The organism is Mycobacteroides sp. PCS013, from assembly GCF_049532645.1.
Taxonomy (GTDB): Bacteria; Actinomycetota; Actinomycetes; order Mycobacteriales; family Mycobacteriaceae; genus Mycobacterium; species Mycobacterium gwanakae.
In genome coordinates this window covers 4966189-4985458 of sequence record NZ_CP150131.1, presented here as the reverse complement: position 1 = coordinate 4985458, position 19270 = coordinate 4966189, and the positions used below count along the sequence as shown (strand labels likewise).

The following is a 19270-nucleotide window of genomic DNA, read 5'->3' as shown; positions in this document are numbered from 1 at the left end:
CACGGCCTCAGGCCAACGCGTGAATTCCGTTGTATAGCACCATCACACCGATCACGATCAAGATGGTGGCCATCAGGGCGGCGTTGTTCTTCTCCATCCAATCCTTGAGCCGGCTCATCGTGTCATCGAGCCGGTGGCCCGCCGCCGCGTAGGCCAGTATCGGGATAGCGACGGTCGAGGCGGCGACAACGACAAAGAACGCTGCTGCCGTCCACCGATCAGCGAGATCCAGCCCACTGGCACCAATCGCCAATCCAGCTGGGACGCAAATGAACAGGACATCCGGCCGCACCAGCACCAGGGCCGTCCCGGTGATCGCCGCCCGGGCCGGGCCGATGGTGGAGAACGTTCGCATCCAGGCTGGTGAGTCGGTGTGATGATGCCGGGTCAGCAATCGATAGATACCGAACAGGATCAGCGCCGATCCGAGGACCACCCGCACCCATGAGGCCCAGTTCGGCGCCGATCGGTGTAGCCCGCCGAGTAAACCTGTGGCCGAGACACACAGCGCCGTGAGCGCGGCGAGGCCGAAGAGCCATCCGGCTAGGAAGGCAAGCCCACTCGGCCGTGGCCGTGGCGCTTGCAAGACCAACACTGCCGGGATGACGGTGATCGGCGAGAGCGCGACAACCAATCCGAGCGGAACGAGTCCGGTAAGGACAGAGCCCCAACTTCCTGCCATGAGCAGAAATCATGGCAGGTAGACCGCGCTGTCACCGGCGAAAGGCGAACAACGGCTATGACACCTTGGGGTTGTAGTGGTTGGGGCTGCCCCAGGTATCCAGCGGTGGCAGGTTGCGGTCCGGGGTCTGCGGCAGCGGCGCATCCGCCGGTGTACGCCCAACCGCGCGATCCCATCCGGCGCGGGCCCGGGGGTGACGGCGCTTGCGCTCGGGCACGAACTTGAAGAGCACGTTTACGGCCTGCCCGAACTTTCGGTGCCACCATTCGTCGCGCGCAGACCAGGTGTAGCCGAAACGTTCCCGAACGGCCGGGTGGTACAGCCCAACGGTCAGCCAGACAAACATCGGCGCCACCAAACGCCGTTGGAACCGCCACAGCCCCTCGGGAATCCAGGGCGCAAACGGCGGCACCGCCAAAGTGGACAGGTCAAGCACATCGCGCGTGGCCTTGTTGTCCTCTAAGACGTTGGTGCACATGTGATCCCAGTACTCCTGGAAATCCTCCCAGGTCTTCGGCACCGGCCGCATACTCATGCCATACATCCGGTACCACGTGATGTGCTCATCGAAGAGCTGACGCTTCTCGGCCTCACCGATACCGCCGCTGAGCCAGTCCGCGACGACGATCGTGCCCATGAAGAAGGTCGCGTGCGCCCAGTAGAAGACGTCCGGATTGAGTGCGCTGTACCGGCGCCCCTGATCGTCGACTCCCTTGATGTTGACGTGATAGTCGCGCACCTCGGCACCCGTCATCGGTGCGCGATCCCCGTCGAACACGACGCCACCGATCGGATACAACGAGCGCAGGAGCCGCTGCCAACGTTCCCGGAAGAACAAGGAGTGCTGTTCGACGGCCGCGCCCAGTTGTGGATGCATGTTCTGCATGGACCCGGCATAGGGGCCTTGCAGCACCCCACGCCAATCGCCGAAGTACTTCCACGTCAACGATTCCGGGCCAAGCGGCACGGTGGTCGACGAGGCCGCGCCATGACTCACCGGGCAGCCCGACACGAACGCACCGGATTCCGCGGCAGACTGGGCGAGCTCGGACATATCGTTGACCATTCGGAACGCTCCATTGCAGTTCGAAGTATAGTGACAATCAAGGTTGTCAACTTTGGTATCAGATTAGGAGGCCCGTGACGAACGGTCAAGCGCAGCGACGTAGCTGGGCGGGTATCTCGGCGGCCGAGCGCGCCGATGAGCGGCGGCGCGAGCTCATGGCAGCCGGCGTGCGGCTACTCGGCGTGAGCCCACGGCCTGCCGTCACCGTCCGTGCCGTATGTCGATCCGCCGGCATGACCGAACGGTACTTCTACGAGAACTTCTCCGACCGCGACACCTTTGTCCGGGCGGTCTACGACCACGTGGGATTTCGTGCGATCGAAGCGCTCAGCGGCGCGCGGTCGGCACACGAAGGTGTCGACGCGTTCGTCCGGCTGATGGTGGACGAACCCACCATGGGGCGAGTTCTCTTGATAGCGCCGACATTTGAGCCAACGCTCTCGGAGTCCGGTTACGATTGGCTGCCGCGATTCGTCGCGTTGTTGCAGGGAAAGCTCAGTACCAATCTGGCCGACGAGGTGCAGCAACAACTGGTCGCGACCAGTTTGGTCGGTGCGCTGACAAGCCTTTTCAGGGGATACCTGAATGAGGAGCTGAAGGTGGAACGCCAGCGGTTCGTGGATTACTGCGTACAGATACTGCTACAGGGCGCGAACTCGGCGCCGACGACAACGACGGGGCCGACTACGCCGCCGCAGACTTCGCCTTCTCCTCGGCAGCCTTCTTAGCCGCCGCGACCTCTGCCTTGTAGCAGCGCAGGGTCACATGAACCATCTTTCCGCGGTCGTCCTGACCCTTCTTGACGGTGAATGCTTCCTGGTGCGAGACAAGACAGTTGTCCAGGCCTACCTGATCACCGGAGCGACCGGCCACAACGACCGTGTAGCCCTCACCCTTGAGGGTCGAGGAGGCGTCGCTGTAGAACTGCCCGGTGGTATCGGTCGGACCACCCGCATGGGCCAGCCCAGCCATCGCCAACGAAAAACCCGCACCCGCAACCGTGACAATGGCCGCGTTGACTACAGACTTCACTGGTTACACCTCCACCTTGGGTTGTCAGCAAGCATACTGCGGGTGTGCAGGCCTCGCAGCTCGAGCGAGAAATGCCTTTATCCCCACGCCAGAGGGCCCGCGGGCAGGTTGTTGTGCGCCACAGTTCGTCCACTTGTATGCAACCGCCGTTTACAGATATATTGACTGCAACTTCCAGATACAGATAACTCTGTCGAACCTGAGGGATGTCCATGCAGAAGGAATTCACCGACCTGGAGCTGCTCCATGAGCTTGAGCCCGTGGTCGAGGAGAATGTCCATCGCCACCTCGGCGTCACCAAGGACTGGAACCCGCATGACTATGTCCCCTGGTCAGAGGGCAAAAATTACAAGGCCCTAGGCGGCCAGGACTGGGATCCTGAGCAGTCCAAGCTCTCCGAGGTGGCCAAGGTCGCCATGATCACCAACCTGCTCACCGAGGACAACCTGCCCTCGTATCACCGCGAGATCGCCATGAACTTCACCATGGACGGACCGTGGGGCACCTGGGTGAACCGGTGGACCGCCGAGGAGAACCGCCACGGCATCGCCATCCGCGACTACCTGGTGGTGACCCGTTCGGTGGACCCGTTCGAACTCGAGAAGCTGCGCGTGGAGCAGATGACCCGCGGCTTCTCCCCCGGCCAGAACCGGCAGGGCGGCGAGGAGCTCTTCGCCGAGAGCCTGTTCGACTCGGTGGTGTACGTGACCTTCCAGGAGCTGGCCACCCGTGTTTCGCACCGCAACACCGGTAAGGCCTGCGCCGAGCCCATCGCCGATGAGCTGCTCAAGCGCATCTCCACCGACGAGAACCTGCACATGATCTTCTACCGCAACATGGTCGAGGCCGGTCTCAAGATCGCCCCGAACCAGGCCATGAAGTCCATCTTCCGGGTGCTCGACAACTTCAAGATGCCCGGCTACACGATTCCGGGCTTCCGCCGTAACGCGGTTACCATCGCCACCGGCGGTGTCTACGACCCGCAGTCTCACCTCGATGAGGTGGTGCTGCCGGTGCTGCGCAAGTGGCGCATCTTCGATCGTGACGACATCAACGGCGAGGGCGACGAGTACCGCGAGGGTGTCGAACGCATCATCGGCGACCTCAGGAAGACCTCCGAAGACTTCGAGGAAGTCAAGGCCAAGTACCTGGAGCGCCAGGCCAAACGCGCCGAACGCAACGCCGCCAAGGCGGCCAGGGAAGCGGTCAGCGTCTAATCGACTGACACGTGACCGCATCCGTCGACCTCCCGAAGGCCCGATCCCGCGAACTGCGGATCGGGTCTTTGGCATTGCCTAGCCCGGTCGTACTGGCGCCGATGGCGGGTGTCACCAACGTGGCGTTCCGGACGTTGTGCCGGGAGCTCGAGCTGGCCACCACCGGCACCGTGAGCGGACTGTATGTCTGCGAGATGGTGACCGCGCGGGCACTCGCCGAACGCCACCCCGTCACCCTGCACATGACGACCTTCTCCCCCGAAGAGTCGCCACGCTCGCTGCAGCTCTACTCGGTGGATCCGGAAACGACCTACCGCGCCGCCAAGATGGTGGTCGACGAGAATCTCGCCGACCACATCGATATGAACTTCGGCTGCCCGGTACCCAAGGTCACCCGAAATGGCGGAGGCGCCGCGCTTCCCTACAAACGGCGACTGTTCGGCCAGATCGTCTCCGCCGCCGTACGGGCCACCGAGGGCACCGACATACCGGTGACGGTCAAGTTCCGCGTCGGCATCGACGACGACCACCACACCCATCTGGATGCCGGAGCCATCGCCGAGGCAGAGGGCGCCGCGGCCGTCGCACTACACGCGCGCACCGCCTCGCAGCGTTACTCCGGGGCCGCCGACTGGAACCAGATCGCCGCACTCAAGAATCACGTCACAACCATCCCCGTCCTCGGGAACGGCGACATTTTCGATGCCGCCGATGCGGTCGTGATGATGGAGCAGACGGGCTGCGACGGTGTTGTCATCGGTCGCGGTTGCCTCGGCCGCCCCTGGCTCTTCGCCGAGTTGAGTGCCGTATTCAACGGTCAGACGATTCCCGAGCCCCCGAATCTCGGTCAGGTCACGGACATCATGCGGCGTCATGCGGTGTTGCTCGTCGACCATTTTGGGGAGGACAAGGCGTTGCGCGATATGCGCAAGCACATCGCGTGGTATCTGCACGGCTTCCCGGCCGGTGGAGACCTCCGCCGGGCGCTCGCACTCGTCAGTACCCTCGCCGAGCTGGACACCCTTCTCCATCAGCTGGACGCCACGGCTCCTTTCCCCGAAGGCGGAAACGGCCCCCGCGGGCGCCAGGGGTCACCGGGCAAGGTGTCGCTACCCGATGGCTGGCTCAATGACCCCGACGATTGCACTGTTCCCTCGGCCGCCGATGTCATGCACTCTGGCGGGTGACGTGGGGTCACATCTCGGTCACTGGGCATGGTGATCTGCGGCAATGCTCAGTAGCATGTGACGACGACCGTGCCCCGGGCACGGCGCTATGTGCTGCCGGTGTGCCGTGTACTTGCAACTGTCCAGACGTTTTAAGCGAGGTTGAACATGGGTGATGGCCCCAACGCCACTCCTGCCCAACCACGCGCATATGGCGCGGCCCCATGGGAACGCGCCATCGAGCCCGTTGGCAGTCATCCTGACATCGACGTGGCGCCGGAACGATCCAACACACCGTGGACACCACCGCCGGCGCTGAATCACTCGCTGCCTGACCCCACCGACGACGAGTGGACCCGGCGCTTGGAGATCGAGCAGTCGGTGCGCGAGACGCTGCGCGCCGAGCCGTCGTCGCGTTCTCCCCGGCCCGCACCCAGACCGGCCGCACGGCCTCCCCGACCGGCTCCCAGCGGAGCCAAGCCAACTCCTGCGCCGGAGGAGACCGCGCCGTCGGCACACGAGACCGGCTCGCACTCCCTGTCCGTGGCCGACCTCCTGGCCCGCGAGGGTGCTGGCGGTGGGCGCCGATCGCGGCGGCACGCCCGCTCAGAGGACGAGGACCGCGCCGAGGAGCCCGCTCCCGGCCCGATCGCCGACGAGAGCCACACCGATGTCCTGCCGCAGGTGCCGCAGGACATGCCCCATCTCGATCACCACCCCGATGAACCGGTCGATGAGCACCCCGACTTTGTGGACTACCCCGACGACGCCCCCCTCTACGACAAGGCCGCCGCACGCCGCGTCCGGGCATCGAATCTGGACGACAACATCGACACCCGCGCCATCCCGATCCGGGTGGGCAATCCGGAAGCCTCTGTTCGGGAACCTGAACCCAAGCGCTCGCGGCGGCCCATCTACCTCGGACGCTCCATCGCCGCCGTCGTCGCGGTGTGCTCCCTGGCTCTGACTGGCGGTGCGTGGCAGTGGAGCAATGTCAAGAACAACCGACTCAACCGCGTCGAGGCGCTGGACCCCAACTCTCACGATATTCGCGATCCCAACGCTCAATACGGCGACGAGAACTTCCTGATCATCGGCGTGGATACCCGGGCAGGGGCCAACAGCAGCATGGGAGCCGGAGACACCTCCGATGCCGAAGGCACCCGCTCGGACACCATCATGTTGGTCAACATCCCGGCGAACCGTAAGCGTGTCGCGGTGGTCTCCTTCCCGCGCGACCTGGCGATCCAGCCGACACTGTGCGAGGTCTGGAACGAAGACACCCGGTCCTACGGACCCGATAAGGCGTACACCGAAACCAAACTCAATTCGGCATTCGCATTCGGCGGACCCAAATGCCTGGTCAAGGTCATCCAGAAGATGTCGGGGTTGAACATCAACCGCTTCCTCGGGGTGGACTTCGCCGGCTTCTCCAAGATGGTCGACGCGCTCGGCGGCGTCGAGGTGTGCACGCCCACGCCGATCGAAGACTACGAGCTGGGCACCGTGCTGGAAAACGCTGGGCGCCAAACGATTGACGGGCACACCGCCCTGCAGTACGTGCGCGCACGCCAGGTCACCACCGAATACAACGGCGACTACGGACGCATCAAACGCCAGCAGTTGTTCCTGTCGTCCCTGCTTCGTTCGATGATCTCGCACAACACGTTCTTCTCGTTGAGCAAGCTCAACAACGTGGTGAACACCTTCATCGACGACTCCTACGTCGACAACATCAGGACCAAAGACCTTGTGGACCTGGGTCAGTCGCTCCAGGACGTGAAGGCCGGCCGAATCACCTTCCTGACGGTGCCGACCGACGGCACCGATTCCGAAGGCAATGAGACGCCCCGCACCACGGATATCCGAAAGATCTTCGACGCCATCATCAATGACGATCCGCTGCCCGGTGAGCTGCAGCCCGACGGCACCCGCGTTCCGATGCCCGGCACCACCACCCAGGACACCACGTTGGCGTCCAGCGAGCACGGAGCAGCAAGCGAACTCGGCGAAACATCCACCGCCACACCAACTCCGGCCGCCACACCAAGTGAGCCTGTCGATCTGGTGACCACCGAGCCCAGCGAGATCAATGTTCACGTGTCCAACAGCACGGGCCAAACGGGCCTGGCAGCGTCGGCTGCGAGCCAACTGACCCACTATGGATTCGGCATCACCACTACCGACGACTATCCGTCCGCTCTGCCCTCCACCACAGTCTTTTTCTCGCCGGGGCACGAGCAGCAGGCCGCGACCGTTGCCGCCTCCTTCGGCGGTGCCAAGCTCCAGCGAATCAACGGCGCGCAAACCACCGTGCGTGTGGTCCTCGGCAGTGACTACGCCTCCACCGCGAACTTGCAGGCTCCGCCCGCCGCCGGCTCGACCGTGCCGTTACAGCTGTCCTCGGGCGCGATGGCGCCCGCCGAGCTCCCCATGGACCTGACGGTCGTCAACGCCGGCGACGCTACCTGCGGATAGTCCGTCTATTTAGACGCTGATATCAGTTTCTTTCACGGAACCTGTGGCGGCATTCACTCGCCGTTCACGCCAGGGCCATGACTCAACGACGGCGGGTCCGTAGGCTTGATCCATGCGTACCGCGTTTCAGGAGCAGCTGTCCTCACTATCGGCACAGCTGGGGGAGATGTGTGGGTTGGCCGGAGCCGCCATGGAGCGGGCCACTCGTGCACTGCTGCAGGCCGATCTCGTGCTCGCCGAGCAGGTCATCTCCGACCACGAGCAGATCACCGCGATGAGCGCCGCCGCCGAGGAAAACGCCTTCGCCATCTTGGCCCTGCAGGCTCCCGTGGCCGGAGACCTCCGCGAGGTTGTCAGCAGCATCCAGATCGTCGCCGACGTGGACCGGATGGGCGCTCTGGCGCTGCACGTCGCCAAGATCGCCCGGCGCCGCCATCCGCAGCACGCACTGCCCGAAGAGGTCAACGGATACTTTGCCGAAATGGGCCGCGTCGCGGTCGATTTGGGTAACAGTGCGCAAGAGGTGCTGCTGACTCGCGACCCGGAGAAGGCCGCTCGCATCAACGAGGAAGACGATGCGATGGATGACCTGCACCGGCATTTGTTCACCGTGCTCATGGACCGCGAGTGGAAGCACGGAGTGGCCGCCGCCGTCGACGTGACGCTGCTGGGCCGCTTCTACGAGCGCTTCGCCGACCACGCGGTCGAGGTCGCCCGCCGGGTCATCTTCCAGGTGACCGGCACCCTGCCGCCCGAGGGACAGGGCCACGACCACCTGACGTCGCTCTGAGCGGCTAAGGCACCAAAACGATCTTTCCCCGGGTGTGCTGCCGCTCTAGAAGTTCGTACGCATTGCGCACCTCGTCCAGCGGGAACGTCTGCGCGACAATCACATCCAGCTTTCCGTCGACAATCAGTGCGGCCAGCTCGGCGAGCACCTGCGCGGAGGCGCCTTCGGCGTTTCCCACACTTTGCACGCCGTATCGCTCGATCGCCGCGAAGTCGATGATGGTGTCGATTCGCCGCAGCTCCACTCCAAGCTCAGTGAGCGCCAGCTCCACGTAGCCCCCGCCGAAGAGGTCGAGGAAGGCGTCGACCCGCCCCTCGGGCGCTGCTGCCTTGATGCGGTCCGCCAGCCCGTCGCCGTAGTTGACCGGGATGACGCCATGCGCGGTGAGCCACTCGTCGTTACCCGGCCCCGCGATACCGATCACGGTCGCACCAGCGGCCTTGGCGAGCTGTACGGCGATGGTGCCCACTCCACCCGCCGCGCCAGAGACGGCGACCACGTCACCCGGAGCCAGATCAACCGAACCGACCGCGGCGTAGGCGGTGGTACCCGCCACGAACAGACTGCCTGCCACCTCCCACGACAAACTCTCGGGCTTGGTCACCAGCTGGCTGGCCGGAACAACGACGAGCTCGGCGTGACTGGCCCGATCGTCGGTATAGCCGAACACCTCGTCCCCTGGTGCAAAACGCGCCACGCTGTGACCGACCTCCACCACGACACCCGCTAGGTCGCTGCCCTGCCCGGAGGGGAAGGTCGCAGGGAACCGATCGTGCAGCATCCCGGTACGGATCTTCGCCTCACCGGGGTTGATTCCCACGGCACGCACCTGCACAAGCACGTCCGTGGGCCCGGGTACCGGACGCGGCACCTCACGCACCTGCATGACATCGATATCGCCGTACTGGTCGAACTGCACTGCCTTTGTCATGCCGACTAAGACAGTCGCACGGCCCTAGGTATTCCGCCGAGTCTGCATTTCACGACGTTTCGAGGCACAAAACCGTCGTGAGATGCAGACTCGGCGCCAATCGTGCGATCTGGCTCAGCCGAAACGACCGGAGATATAGTCCTCGGTGGCCTTCTGGCTGGGGTTGGAGAAGATCTTCTCGGTGTCGTCGATTTCCACCAGCATGCCCGGCTTGCCTGCGGCCTCCAGGTTGAAGAACGCGGTCTGATCACTGACGCGCGCGGCCTGCTGCATGTTGTGCGTGACGATGACGATGGTGAACTCCTGCTTGAGCTCGGAGATCAGATCCTCGATAGCCAGCGTGGAGATGGGGTCCAAGGCCGAGCACGGCTCGTCCATCAGCAGCACGTCCGGCTGCACGGCGATGGCTCTGGCGATGCACAGACGCTGCTGCTGACCACCGGAGAGCCCGCCGCCCGGGCGGTCGAGACGGTCCTTGACCTCGTTCCACAGGTTGGCGCCCTGCAGCGAACGCTCAGCGACCTCGTCAAGGGTCTTCTTGCTGCGCACACCCTGCAACCGCAGGCCGGCCACCACGTTGTCGCGAATCGACATGGTGGGGAATGGGTTTGGCCGTTGAAACACCATGCCGATGGTCTTACGCACCGACACCGGGTCAACCCCGGCACCGTAGATGTCGGCTCCATCGAGCAGCACCGAACCCTCGACACGGGCACCGGGCGTCACCTCGTGCATCCGGTTGAGGGTGCGCAGCACCGTCGACTTGCCGCAACCGGACGGGCCGATGAACGCCGTCACGCTGCGAGGCGGAACCGACAGCGCGACATCCTGAACGGCATGAAACTTGCCGTAGTAGATGTTGACGTCCTTCAGATCGAGACGCTTGGCCATGACTACCTTCCTAGACCTTTTTGGGCGCGAAGAAACGCGAAATGAGTTTGGCGATCACGTTGAGAATCGCGACCAACAAGATGAGGGTGAGGGCAGCGCCCCAGAGCCGGGACTCGGCAAGACCCACCACCGAACCACTGCGCTGATCGAGCATCATGCCCGGCAGTGAGGCCATCTCCCCGCCGAACATGTCGTAGTTGATCAGCTTGCTGTAACCGACGAGCACGAGCAGCGGCGCGGTCTCGCCCATGACGCGTGCCAGCGCCAGCATCACACCGGTGACCACACCCGAGAGTGCCGTCGGCAGCACGATGCGCGCGATGGTCTTCCACTTGGGCACGCCCAGAGCAAAGGAGGCCTCGCGCAGATCATTCGGGACGATCTTGAGCATTTCCTCCGAGGAACGCACCACCACCGGAATCATCAACAGCACCAAAGCCAGTGAGACCGCAAGGCCCGACCGCGGCAGCCCGAGCGTGGCCACCCATAGGGCATAGATGAAGAGCGCGGCGACAATGGACGGCACACCGGTCAGGATGTCGACCATGAACGTGGTGACCTTGGCCAACCGGGAGTTCGCACCGTACTCGACCAGGTAGATGGCCACGAAGATGCCGATGGGCACCGAGATGATCGCGCAGAACAGACCTTGGAACAGCGTGCCGACGATGGCGTGATAGGCGCCGCCGCCCGCGATCCGGTTGGTCATCATGTTCTGCGATTTGAACCACCAGTCCGCACTGAGGATGGCGGTGAATCCACGGTCGAACACCGTGTACAGCACCCACACCAGCGGGATCAGCGCGATCAGCACCGCGGCCGAGACCAACACCGTGGCAAGGGCGTTGGTGGCCTTGCGCCGGCCCGAGAGCGGATGGAAGGCGGGCTCCTTCACGGGCCTGTCGAGAGTCGAGGTCATGCCCGGCCCTTTCCGCCGACGACGGCACGGGCCGCCGAGTTCACCAGGAATGTCAGCACGAACAGCACCAGCCCGGCCGCGATGTATGCTCCGGCCTCTAGTTCGTTATTGAATTCCGATGCGTTGGAAGCGATATGGGTTGCAAAGGTGCTTCCGCTGTCGAACAGCGACCATCCGAACGCCACCGAGGTGCCCGACAGGATCAGCATCAGCGCGATGGTCTCACCCAGCGCACGGCCGAGCCCCAGCATGGAACCGCTGATATATCCGGAGGTACCGAAGGGAATGATGGTGGTGCGCACCACTTCCCATTTGGTGGCGCCCAGCGCGAGCGCGGCCTCGATCTGCCCCTTGGGGGTCTGAATGAAGACCTCGCGCGTCACGGCCGCGATGATCGGCAGGATCATCACCGCCAGCACAATGCCGCCGGTGAACAGGTTGCCGCCGCCTCCGATGTTCACGGGGCTATCGGCGAAGAGCGGGATGAATCCGAGATTTCTGTTGAGCCACAGGGCAACCGGCGCGATCGCCGGAGCCAGTACGTAGATGCCCCACAGGCCGTAGACGATGGACGGCACCGCGGCCAGTAGGTCGATGACGTAGGCAAGCGGGCCACGCACCCGCGCGGGTGCGTACTCGGTCAGGTAGATCGCGATGCCCAGAGCCACCGGCATCGCGAGTAAGAGCGCGAAGACCGAGACGAAGACGGTGACCTGGAACAGATCGAGCACGCCGAATTGCATGTGCGACGTGTCGTCAGTGCGCCACGGCCCGTTGTAGAGGAAGAAGTTCTCGTCGTCGTTACTCAGCGCCGGCACGGCACGCAGGATCAGGAATACGGCCACCAGACCGATGAGCGCGACAACGAATACACCTGACCCCTTGGCGAGTCCGGAGAAGATGCGGTCGCCGGGACGGGTGACCGTCTTCGTGACCGTATTGGTGGCCTTGGCGGGTGGCTGATGGTCGCCCTCGTCGCTCATGGGTTGTGGCTTCTCCTCGAAGACCGATCCGTCAAGATCCGCCGGACGGGCTACCCCCACGGGATCGATCCCGCTGGTCTGGCTGCTCATTGAACTCGCTGTCTATGTCGTTGATGGTACGTCCCCACCCGGGTCACCCAAGCTCACCGGGTGGGGACGAATCAGCTGCTAAGAGAGCGCCTTGATGGCCGTCTCCAGACGGGACTTGAACTGCGTGGGCAGCGGGGCGTAGCCGACATCGGCCAGACCCTTCTGACCCTGGTTCACCGCGACCGTCAGGAACGACTTCACCGCGGCGGCGACGTCGGCGTCCTTGTAGCCCTTGGAGCAGACGATCTCGTAGGTGGCCAGCACGATCGGGTAGGCGCCGGCTGTCTTGGTCCCATAGATCGAGGCCAGGTCCAGCTTGAGGTCGTTGCCCTCGCCCGCGAACTTGGCGGTCTCCACCGAGGCGGCGGCGGTCTCCGGGGTCAGCGCGACGGCGCCGGCACCGCTGTCGATCTGGGCGTACGGCATCTTGAGGTCGTCGGCGTAGCCCTTCTCCACGTAGGTGATGGCACCGGGCAGAGCCTTGACCTTCTCGGCCACACCCGAGGACTTCTCGGCGCTCTCACCGGCGCCGCCCTCCCAGGTACCGCTGCTGCCCTTGGTCCAGCTCTCCGGCGCGGCGGTGGTGAGGTACTTGCCGAAGTTCTCACTGGTACCGGACTTGTCCTTGCGGTACACGGGGGTGACCTTGGTGTCCGGCAGCGTCACACCCGGGTTGAGGGCGGCGATGGCCGGGTCGTTCCAGGTGGTGATGGCTCCGGTGAAGATCTTGGCGGCCGCGTCCGCGTTCAGAACCAGCTTGTCGACACCGGGAAGGTTGTACGCCAAGGCAATTGGGCCGAAGACGACGGGCAGGTTCCACGCCTCGTTGCCGCTGCAGCGCTCCTTTGCCTTGCCCGCTTCTTCTTCGGACAGCGCCGAGTCGGAGCCGCCGATGTCGACCTGTCCGGCGATGAAGTTATCGCGTCCCTTGCCCGAGCCGGTGGGGTTGTAGTTGATCGACTTGCCGGAGCACGCGGTCGAGTACTCGTTGGCGAAGATGTCGAAGGCGTTCTTCTGGGCCGACGAACCCTCGGCGCTCAGCTTGGCCTTGCCCGCACACTCACCCGAGCCGGAAGCAGCGCCCGATGCGCTCGAGGAGGAGCCTCCCGTGGTGTTGTCGCTGCCGCAGGCGGCGAGGCCGGCGGTCAAGGCGACCGCGGCGGCTGCCGCGAAGATCGTGGTGCCGGTGCTTTTAAGATTCACGGCCTTGAGGTTCACGGCTCTCGCTTTCTCGCATGAGTGATGGGAAGACGGGTGATGGGGGTGGATCTTCTACGCGCACCCCGGAAACTAAAGGCAGACGATGGACGGGCACCCGACCGCAGGTGAACGGAAAGTGAACTCACAGACTTGACAGTCCGGTCGTTATCGCAGGTAAACGCCTTGTCAGGCCCGACCGTATGCCGCGTCGGTGTGGAACACCGCAAATCCCAGCCGCTCATATGTCCGCAGGGCCGCGCCATTGTCCGACTCGACGTACAGCAACACGGTGCCCAGACCGGCGTCGGCCAGATGGTGCAGCCCCACCAGAGTCAGCAGATGGCCTAGTCCCCGGCCCTGCGCGGCGGGGTCAACCCCGACGACATACACCTCGCCCACTCCGGGCTTGTCCAAATGCGTTTTGGTCCAATGAAATCCGAGAAGATTGCCAGTTTGCGCATCGTGCGCGAGGAACAAACCATCCGGATCGAACCACGGTTCGGCAAACCGGGCGGACAGATCGTCCTGACCCCAGCCTCCCTGCTCCGGATGCCAGGCGAATGCGGCATTGTTGACCCGCAGAATATCCGAATCATCTTGGGGCCCAGCATAATGGCGGATTACGACACTCGCATCGGCGGAGATGGCAGGCAGATCTGCCAGCGGTCGGCGCATCTGGTGCAGTCGCCGCAACGCGACCAGTCCGAGCGTCGCGGCCAGTGTGCGGGCGGGCGGAAGGTCGCCATGCGCCCAGATCCGGGTACCGTCACCACCCTCCGCGAGGGCAAGCCGGATCATCGCCGAGCCGATTCCGCGGCGCCGCGCCTCCGGTGCGACCACCAATTCGGCCATCGCCGTGGCATTCTCGTCGGCGGCGCCCTCATCGGGCAGCACCAAGTTCAGGTACCCCGCCACATCGTCGCCGTCCTCAGCCACCAGATGCTTGGCCCCGGTTCCACGCAGCTCCCGCAGCACCTGCTCCCCCACCGGGGCAATGCCGTCGACGCGAGTGGCCTCGACGATCAACTCACGTATCTGTAATTGGCGCTGATCATCAAGAAGCGGGACCCATTCGGTCATACCGCCACGCTAGTCGGGATTCAGCCCGCGTTGCGCGCCCCTGGTTCGGCGGTGATGTCCTCGTCGGCGCCGTCATCGTCCACGTCATCGAGCACGTCGTCGTCCAGCTCGGCGTCGTCATCAGAGTCCACGGCACCGGCACTCTCGGATCCGCCGGCATCGCCCTTCGCGCGCGGTGGGCGCACCGCCTTGTAGCCGACATTGCGCACGGTGCCGATGAGCGATTCGTACTCACCGCCCAGCTTGGCGCGCAGCCGTCGCACATGGACGTCCACGGTGCGGGTGCCACCGAAGAAGTCGTATCCCCACACCTCCTGAAGCAGCTGGGCCCTGGTGAATACCCGGCCGGCATGCTGCGCCAGATACTTGAGCAGCTCGAACTCCTTGTAGGTGAGGTCGAGGGGGCGGCCACGCAACCGCGCGGTGTACGTGCCCTCATCGATGACCAGTTCACCGAGCACCACCTTGCTGGCGTTCTCCACGTTGACCGCACCAGCACGGCGCCCCACCAGCAGACGCAGCCGCGCGTCGATCTCAGCGGGTCCCGTCCCGGGCAGCAGGATGTCGTCCAGACCCCAATCGACGTTGACTGCCACCAGGCTGCCTTCGTTGACCACGGCGACCACCGGAACCGAGGATCCGGCCGCGCCCAGCAGTCGGCACAGTCCGCGCGCCGACGCCAGATCGGTGCGCGCATCGACGATCGCCACGTCGGCGGAGCCCGCCTCTAACAGCGAGGACACCTCGCTGGGCACTGGTCGCACGGTATGGGCGAGCAGCGACAAGGACGGCAGCACCGCGTCCGGATTTGGGTCAGCGGTCAGCAGCAACAGGTCCAACGAGCCCTCCAACACCCGGGTGCTTCGGTCTCCAGGTGTTCCATAATGTACCGCGCCACCTGCTTGTAAGCGTGGATGAGCCGCCTGCATGAACACCAGCAGTCCGTGGCCGGGAACCGCGAACGCGCGTGAGTACGCCAGAATGTGCAGATGCGCAAACCCCTGATCGCCACTATCGCGGCGGTATGTGCACTGGCAATCGTGGCCACCGGCACCGATTTCGGGTTTGCGATTTACGCCGAATACCGGCTGTCCCGGACCCTGCGCGCCGAGGCGAACCTGAGCTCCGATCCGTCCGTCGCCATCTTGGTGTTCCCGTTCATCCCCCAGGCTCTGGCGCACCGGTACAAGGAAGTAGAGATCAAGGCGCATGGCGTGGACCACGCGGAGACGGGGAAGGCAACGCTGGAAGGCACGCTGCACGGCATCGATATCTCCCAGGCGTCCTGGTTGATCCGCCCGGACTCCCCGCTGCGGGTGGATCGGGTGGAGAGCCGGATCATCATCGACTCCAATCACCTGGGTCGATTCATGGGGATCAACGACCTCGCCGTCGAACCACCTCCGAAAGAACAGAACGACGCCACCGGCGGCACCACCGAATCGGGCATCTCCACCGGAACCGGTCTGCTGTTCACCGGCACTCCGAAGACGGGTGATTTCCAACATAAGGTGACCGTGTCCGTAGACGTCTCCGTCGGGGGACGCGACAAGACAGACCTTCAGTTCGTCGCCACATCCGTGGTCACAGGCCCGGGAACGGCCGACCGCGACGTGCCCGAGGACCAGCAGGCGGGTGTGTTCGCCGCGTTCACCAAAGTGGTCCCCCGGCAGAAGCTCCCCTTTGCCATCGAACCAACAACGGTCGGCGCACGTGGATCAGATGTGATCATCGAAGGTATCGCCAAGGGAGTAACCATCTCCCTGGACGCGTTCAAGCAGTCATGACGCCAGGTTTGTCCGCTCTTCCGGCGAGCGGCTCATCGCCATTGGTGACCGCGGTCATCGCGATCGCGGTCGCACTGCTGGCGTCGAGCCTCATCGCGGTCGCCATCAAGAGCAAGTCCGGCAAGCTGCGTGCCGGCCCCGGTGGCGCGGACGAGGCGCAGGCCCCGCCCGGTATCGCGCTCTCGGCCACCGGACCGACAATCGTGCACTTCAGCGCGGTGTGGTGTGGCCCGTGCGCGGCGGTCCGTCGCGTCGTGGACCAGGTGTCGGCCGAGCAGCCCGAGGTGGCGCATATAGAGGTCGATATCGACGCAAACCCCGACGCGGCTCGGACCCTGTCGGTCTTGTCACTGCCGACCACCTTCATCTTCGATGCCACCGGACGGCAGGCATATCGAGTCTCGGGAGTACCGAAGGCCGCGGACCTGCGCACTGCCCTGCAAGGCCTGACGCAGCCGGGGTAAACTCGTCGCCGTGCAAGCCCGCCTTGAGCCGATGCTCACCAAACGACGCGCCGTCGATCTGTGCCGCGTCGCGGGCTGCTGCTGTTGTTGCTGCTAATCGCGGCCACCTTCGAGTGTGCCGTAACAGGTGTAGCCATATCCGCCACCCTTAGGAGCACAACAACCCATGACCACTGCCAACTCAACGCCCGCAATCACGCAGGTTGACGTTCGCGGACCCCGCTTCGTCGCCTGGGTCACCACCACTGTTCTCATCGTCACCCTGGCGGTATCTGCCGTGTCGCCGGTGGCGGCCGCGGTCATCCTGGGACTCCAAGCGGTGGTCTTTGCGATCGGCGCGCTGCTCGGGCCGCATCGCGGCCCCTACGGCACGATCTTCCGGACGCTGATTCAGCCCAGGCTGAGCCCGGTTACCGAGCGCGAGCCCATCCCGCCGCTGCAGTTCGCCCAACTGCTGGGCTTCACCTTCGCCGCGGTCGGAACCATCGGGTTCGCCACCGGCGTCACATTGCTCGGTTTGATCGCGACGGCGTTCGCGCTGGGCGCTGCCTTCTTGAACGCCGCCTTCGGCATCTGCCTGGGCTGCCAGCTGTACCCTCTCGTCACCCGTTTTCGCCGCACACAACCGTCGGCTCAGTAACCCGACAAAACCAACTAATTACCCTGAAAGGAAGCCCTTTATGGCACGCTCTGACGTACTGGTCTCCGCCCAATGGGCGCAAGACAACCTTTCCGCCCCTAACACGGTGTTCGTGGAGGTGGACGAGGACACCAGCGCGTACGACGTCGGCCACATCGAGGGCGCCGTCAGGCTGGACTGGAAGACCGATCTGCAGGACGCGGTCAAGCGTGACTTCGTCGACCAGCAGCAGTTCTCGAAGCTGCTGTCCGACAAGGGCATCAGCAATGACGACACCGTGGTCCTCTACGGCGGCAACAACAACTGGTTCGCCGCATACGCCTACTGGTACTTCAAGCTGTACGGGCACCAGGACGTGAAGCTGCTCGACGGCGGCCGCAAGAAGTGGGAGCTGGATGGCCGCGCGCTGTCCACCGACACCGTCTCCCGGCCCGCGACGTCCTACCAGGCCGCCGCCCCGGATAACTCCATCCGCGCTTTCCGCGACGAGGTGATCGCCGCCATCGGTGCCAAGAACCTGGTCGACGTGCGTTCGCCCGACGAGTTCTCCGGCAAGATCCTGGCTCCCGCGCACCTCCCGCAGGAGCAGAGCCAGCGCCCCGGGCACGTCCCCGGCGCCATCAACGTCCCGTGGAGCAAGGCAGCCAACGAAGACGGCACCTTCAAGTCGGATGAAGAGCTGGCCAAGCTCTACGCCGACGCGGGGCTGGACGGTGAAAAAGAAACCATCGCGTACTGCCGTATCGGTGAGCGTTCCTCGCACACCTGGTTCGTGTTGCAGGAACTCCTGGGACACCAGAACGTGACGAACTACGACGGCAGTTGGACCGAATACGGCTCTCTGGTGGGAGCCCCGATCGAGTTGGGAAGCTAGTTATGTGCAGTGCACCGAAGCAGGGCCTGGCCATTCCGGCGGGCGTCGACGTGGAGAAGGAAACCGTGATCACCGGCCGCGTGGTCGATGGCAACGGCCAGACGGTGGGCGGTGCTTTTGTGCGCCTGCTGGATTCCTCCGATGAGTTCACCGCCGAGGTGGTGGCGTCGGCGACCGGCGACTTCCGGTTCTTCGCCGCACCGGGCGACTGGACGCTGCGGGCGTTGTCCTCGGCCGGGAACGGCACCGCGACGGTGAGCCCCACCGGCGCCGGCATCCACGAGGTCGACATCAAGATCGAAAGCTGAGCGTCCTTTTCGCTCTATCTCGATAAGGCACCCAGGTACGTATTCAGCCCGGATCACGTACCTGGGTGCCTTTTCGTGTCAGCAGCTGACCGCCCGACGGATTCAGTTCGCGGTGTCCGGCGCGGCGACCGCGCTGCGGGCCGGTTGCCGTGCCTCCAGGCCGGGCATCGGCCCATCCGGCGCGGTCCCCGTGGGGGCCGGATTCTCCAGTCCGAGGGGCTGCCCGGTAGGGATGTTCTGCCGGCCGGTGGCGGCCGTCGCCCCTGGCGCGGTACCTCCGGCGGCCTCCGGTGCGTCGGTCCGCTGCATGGGCGACGACGGACGGGCGCCAAACACCTGCCCGAGCGGACCGGCTTCATGGGGCTTGACCGTCACATGCTTCAGTTGCACACCCAGCCGATCGCCCGGCATACCCACATGGGATGACATGGGGTCGGCGTTGGTCATCGCCCTGGTGCCGCCGGCGTCGCGGACTCGGGGTGGCGGAGTCAACGACCAAATGGATTGCAACCCATAGACACCGGGGTAATAGCCGATGTATCCGGGCGGCGTGTAGATCTGCCCGGTGGGATCTCCCGGAACGGACGGGTCGGCCACGGCGATGGGCGCGCCCAGTACGCCGGCGCCCACGAACGCCGCGATGACACCGGCCTGGCGAATTCGAGCTCCCAT

At 64.6% G+C, this 19270-nt stretch carries 23 protein-coding genes; 12 read left to right on the top strand and 11 right to left on the bottom strand.

What is annotated here, in order from left to right:
- Positions 1 to 7: 7 nt before the first annotated feature.
- Together RHO23_RS24820 and RHO23_RS24815 are read right to left on the bottom strand one after the other, a co-directional pair.
- Positions 8 to 682: a GAP family protein gene (locus RHO23_RS24820; protein ID WP_423488465.1), complete on the bottom strand. Its 675-nt coding sequence runs from the start codon at positions 680 to 682 to the stop codon at positions 8 to 10.
- 55 nt (positions 683 to 737) lie between these two features.
- The gene (locus tag RHO23_RS24815) at positions 738 to 1748 is read right to left on the bottom strand and encodes an oxygenase MpaB family protein (protein ID WP_064407808.1); all 1011 of its coding nucleotides are present in this window, start codon (positions 1746 to 1748) and stop codon (positions 738 to 740) included.
- Positions 1749 to 1822: 74 nt separating this feature from the next.
- Here RHO23_RS24815 and RHO23_RS24810 point away from each other — a divergent pair, with 74 nt between their 5' ends.
- On the top strand, positions 1823 to 2476 hold the full coding sequence (locus RHO23_RS24810; protein ID WP_064407807.1) for a TetR/AcrR family transcriptional regulator: 654 nt from the start codon (positions 1823 to 1825) through the stop codon (positions 2474 to 2476).
- Here RHO23_RS24810 and RHO23_RS24805 read toward each other — a convergent pair.
- The gene (locus tag RHO23_RS24805; RefSeq protein ID WP_064407806.1) at positions 2433 to 2780 is read right to left on the bottom strand and encodes a hypothetical protein; all 348 of its coding nucleotides are present in this window, start codon (positions 2778 to 2780) and stop codon (positions 2433 to 2435) included. The genes RHO23_RS24810 and RHO23_RS24805 overlap by 44 nt on opposite strands.
- A gap of 212 nt (positions 2781 to 2992) precedes the next feature.
- Here RHO23_RS24805 and RHO23_RS24800 point away from each other — a divergent pair, with 212 nt between their 5' ends.
- The 4 genes from RHO23_RS24800 to phoU all read left to right on the top strand — a co-directional run bounded on the left by RHO23_RS24800 (position 2993) and on the right by phoU (position 8431).
- On the top strand, positions 2993 to 3997 hold the full coding sequence (locus RHO23_RS24800) for an acyl-ACP desaturase (protein WP_030094261.1): 1005 nt from the start codon (positions 2993 to 2995) through the stop codon (positions 3995 to 3997).
- An 11-nt stretch (positions 3998 to 4008) separates the two neighbouring features.
- Positions 4009 to 5184: a tRNA dihydrouridine synthase DusB gene (gene dusB / locus RHO23_RS24795; RefSeq protein ID WP_057965195.1), complete on the top strand. Its 1176-nt coding sequence runs from the start codon at positions 4009 to 4011 to the stop codon at positions 5182 to 5184.
- Between the two features lie 147 nt (positions 5185 to 5331).
- The gene (locus tag RHO23_RS24790; RefSeq protein ID WP_264922572.1) at positions 5332 to 7641 is read left to right on the top strand and encodes an LCP family protein; all 2310 of its coding nucleotides are present in this window, start codon (positions 5332 to 5334) and stop codon (positions 7639 to 7641) included.
- A 112-nt stretch (positions 7642 to 7753) separates the two neighbouring features.
- Positions 7754 to 8431 (top strand): phosphate signaling complex protein PhoU, encoded by a 678-nt coding sequence (phoU, locus tag RHO23_RS24785; RefSeq protein WP_030094258.1) that lies wholly within the window; start codon positions 7754 to 7756, stop codon positions 8429 to 8431.
- A gap of 4 nt (positions 8432 to 8435) precedes the next feature.
- Here the strand turns inward: phoU and RHO23_RS24780 are convergent, their stop codons facing one another.
- The 7 genes from RHO23_RS24780 to RHO23_RS24750 all read right to left on the bottom strand — a co-directional run bounded on the left by RHO23_RS24780 (position 8436) and on the right by RHO23_RS24750 (position 15358).
- Positions 8436 to 9362 (bottom strand): NADP-dependent oxidoreductase, encoded by a 927-nt coding sequence (locus tag RHO23_RS24780; protein WP_423488464.1) that lies wholly within the window; start codon positions 9360 to 9362, stop codon positions 8436 to 8438.
- A 114-nt stretch (positions 9363 to 9476) separates the two neighbouring features.
- Positions 9477 to 10253 carry a phosphate ABC transporter ATP-binding protein PstB gene (gene pstB, locus RHO23_RS24775; protein WP_030094256.1) on the bottom strand — a complete coding sequence of 259 codons (777 nt, stop codon included), beginning with the start codon at positions 10251 to 10253 and terminating at the stop codon, positions 9477 to 9479.
- A 10-nt stretch (positions 10254 to 10263) separates the two neighbouring features.
- Entirely contained in the window at positions 10264 to 11172 is a 909-nt protein-coding gene (gene pstA, locus RHO23_RS24770) for a phosphate ABC transporter permease PstA (RefSeq protein ID WP_030094255.1), read from the bottom strand.
- Entirely contained in the window at positions 11169 to 12245 is a 1077-nt protein-coding gene (pstC, locus tag RHO23_RS24765) for a phosphate ABC transporter permease subunit PstC (protein ID WP_064407804.1), read from the bottom strand. Before pstC ends, pstA begins: the two co-directional genes overlap by 4 nt.
- A gap of 78 nt (positions 12246 to 12323) precedes the next feature.
- Positions 12324 to 13463, bottom strand: a complete 1140-nt coding sequence (pstS, locus tag RHO23_RS24760; protein WP_057965196.1) for a phosphate ABC transporter substrate-binding protein PstS — start codon at positions 13461 to 13463, stop codon at positions 12324 to 12326.
- A 168-nt stretch (positions 13464 to 13631) separates the two neighbouring features.
- On the bottom strand, positions 13632 to 14525 hold the full coding sequence (gene mshD, locus RHO23_RS24755) for a mycothiol synthase (protein WP_264922568.1): 894 nt from the start codon (positions 14523 to 14525) through the stop codon (positions 13632 to 13634).
- 20 nt (positions 14526 to 14545) lie between these two features.
- A complete protein-coding gene (locus RHO23_RS24750; RefSeq protein WP_227457861.1) occupies positions 14546 to 15358 on the bottom strand; it encodes a winged helix-turn-helix transcriptional regulator in 813 nt (270 codons plus the stop codon).
- On the opposite strand from RHO23_RS24750, the gene RHO23_RS24745 reads away from it, so the two are divergent.
- From RHO23_RS24745 to RHO23_RS24715, 7 genes are all read left to right on the top strand, one after another.
- Positions 15293 to 15433, top strand: coding sequence for a hypothetical protein (locus RHO23_RS24745; protein WP_227457815.1), 141 nt, complete (start codon positions 15293 to 15295; stop codon positions 15431 to 15433). The genes RHO23_RS24750 and RHO23_RS24745 overlap by 66 nt on opposite strands.
- 81 nt (positions 15434 to 15514) lie before the next feature.
- The gene (lmeA, locus tag RHO23_RS24740; RefSeq protein WP_064407802.1) at positions 15515 to 16312 is read left to right on the top strand and encodes a mannan chain length control protein LmeA; all 798 of its coding nucleotides are present in this window, start codon (positions 15515 to 15517) and stop codon (positions 16310 to 16312) included.
- A 44-nt stretch (positions 16313 to 16356) separates the two neighbouring features.
- A complete protein-coding gene (locus RHO23_RS24735; protein WP_078343127.1) occupies positions 16357 to 16776 on the top strand; it encodes a thioredoxin family protein in 420 nt (139 codons plus the stop codon).
- A gap of 31 nt (positions 16777 to 16807) precedes the next feature.
- A complete protein-coding gene (locus tag RHO23_RS24730; protein ID WP_369598577.1) occupies positions 16808 to 16873 on the top strand; it encodes an Ms5788A family Cys-rich leader peptide in 66 nt (21 codons plus the stop codon).
- A 69-nt stretch (positions 16874 to 16942) separates the two neighbouring features.
- Entirely contained in the window at positions 16943 to 17416 is a 474-nt protein-coding gene (locus RHO23_RS24725) for a DUF4395 domain-containing protein (protein WP_064407800.1), read from the top strand.
- Between the two features lie 40 nt (positions 17417 to 17456).
- Positions 17457 to 18290: a sulfurtransferase gene (locus RHO23_RS24720; protein WP_030094247.1), complete on the top strand. Its 834-nt coding sequence runs from the start codon at positions 17457 to 17459 to the stop codon at positions 18288 to 18290.
- A 2-nt stretch (positions 18291 to 18292) separates the two neighbouring features.
- On the top strand, positions 18293 to 18598 hold the full coding sequence (locus RHO23_RS24715) for a DUF1416 domain-containing protein (protein ID WP_005064245.1): 306 nt from the start codon (positions 18293 to 18295) through the stop codon (positions 18596 to 18598).
- Between the two features lie 102 nt (positions 18599 to 18700).
- Here RHO23_RS24715 and RHO23_RS24710 read toward each other — a convergent pair whose 3' ends face one another.
- A complete protein-coding gene (locus RHO23_RS24710; protein WP_423488463.1) occupies positions 18701 to 19270 on the bottom strand; it encodes a hypothetical protein in 570 nt (189 codons plus the stop codon).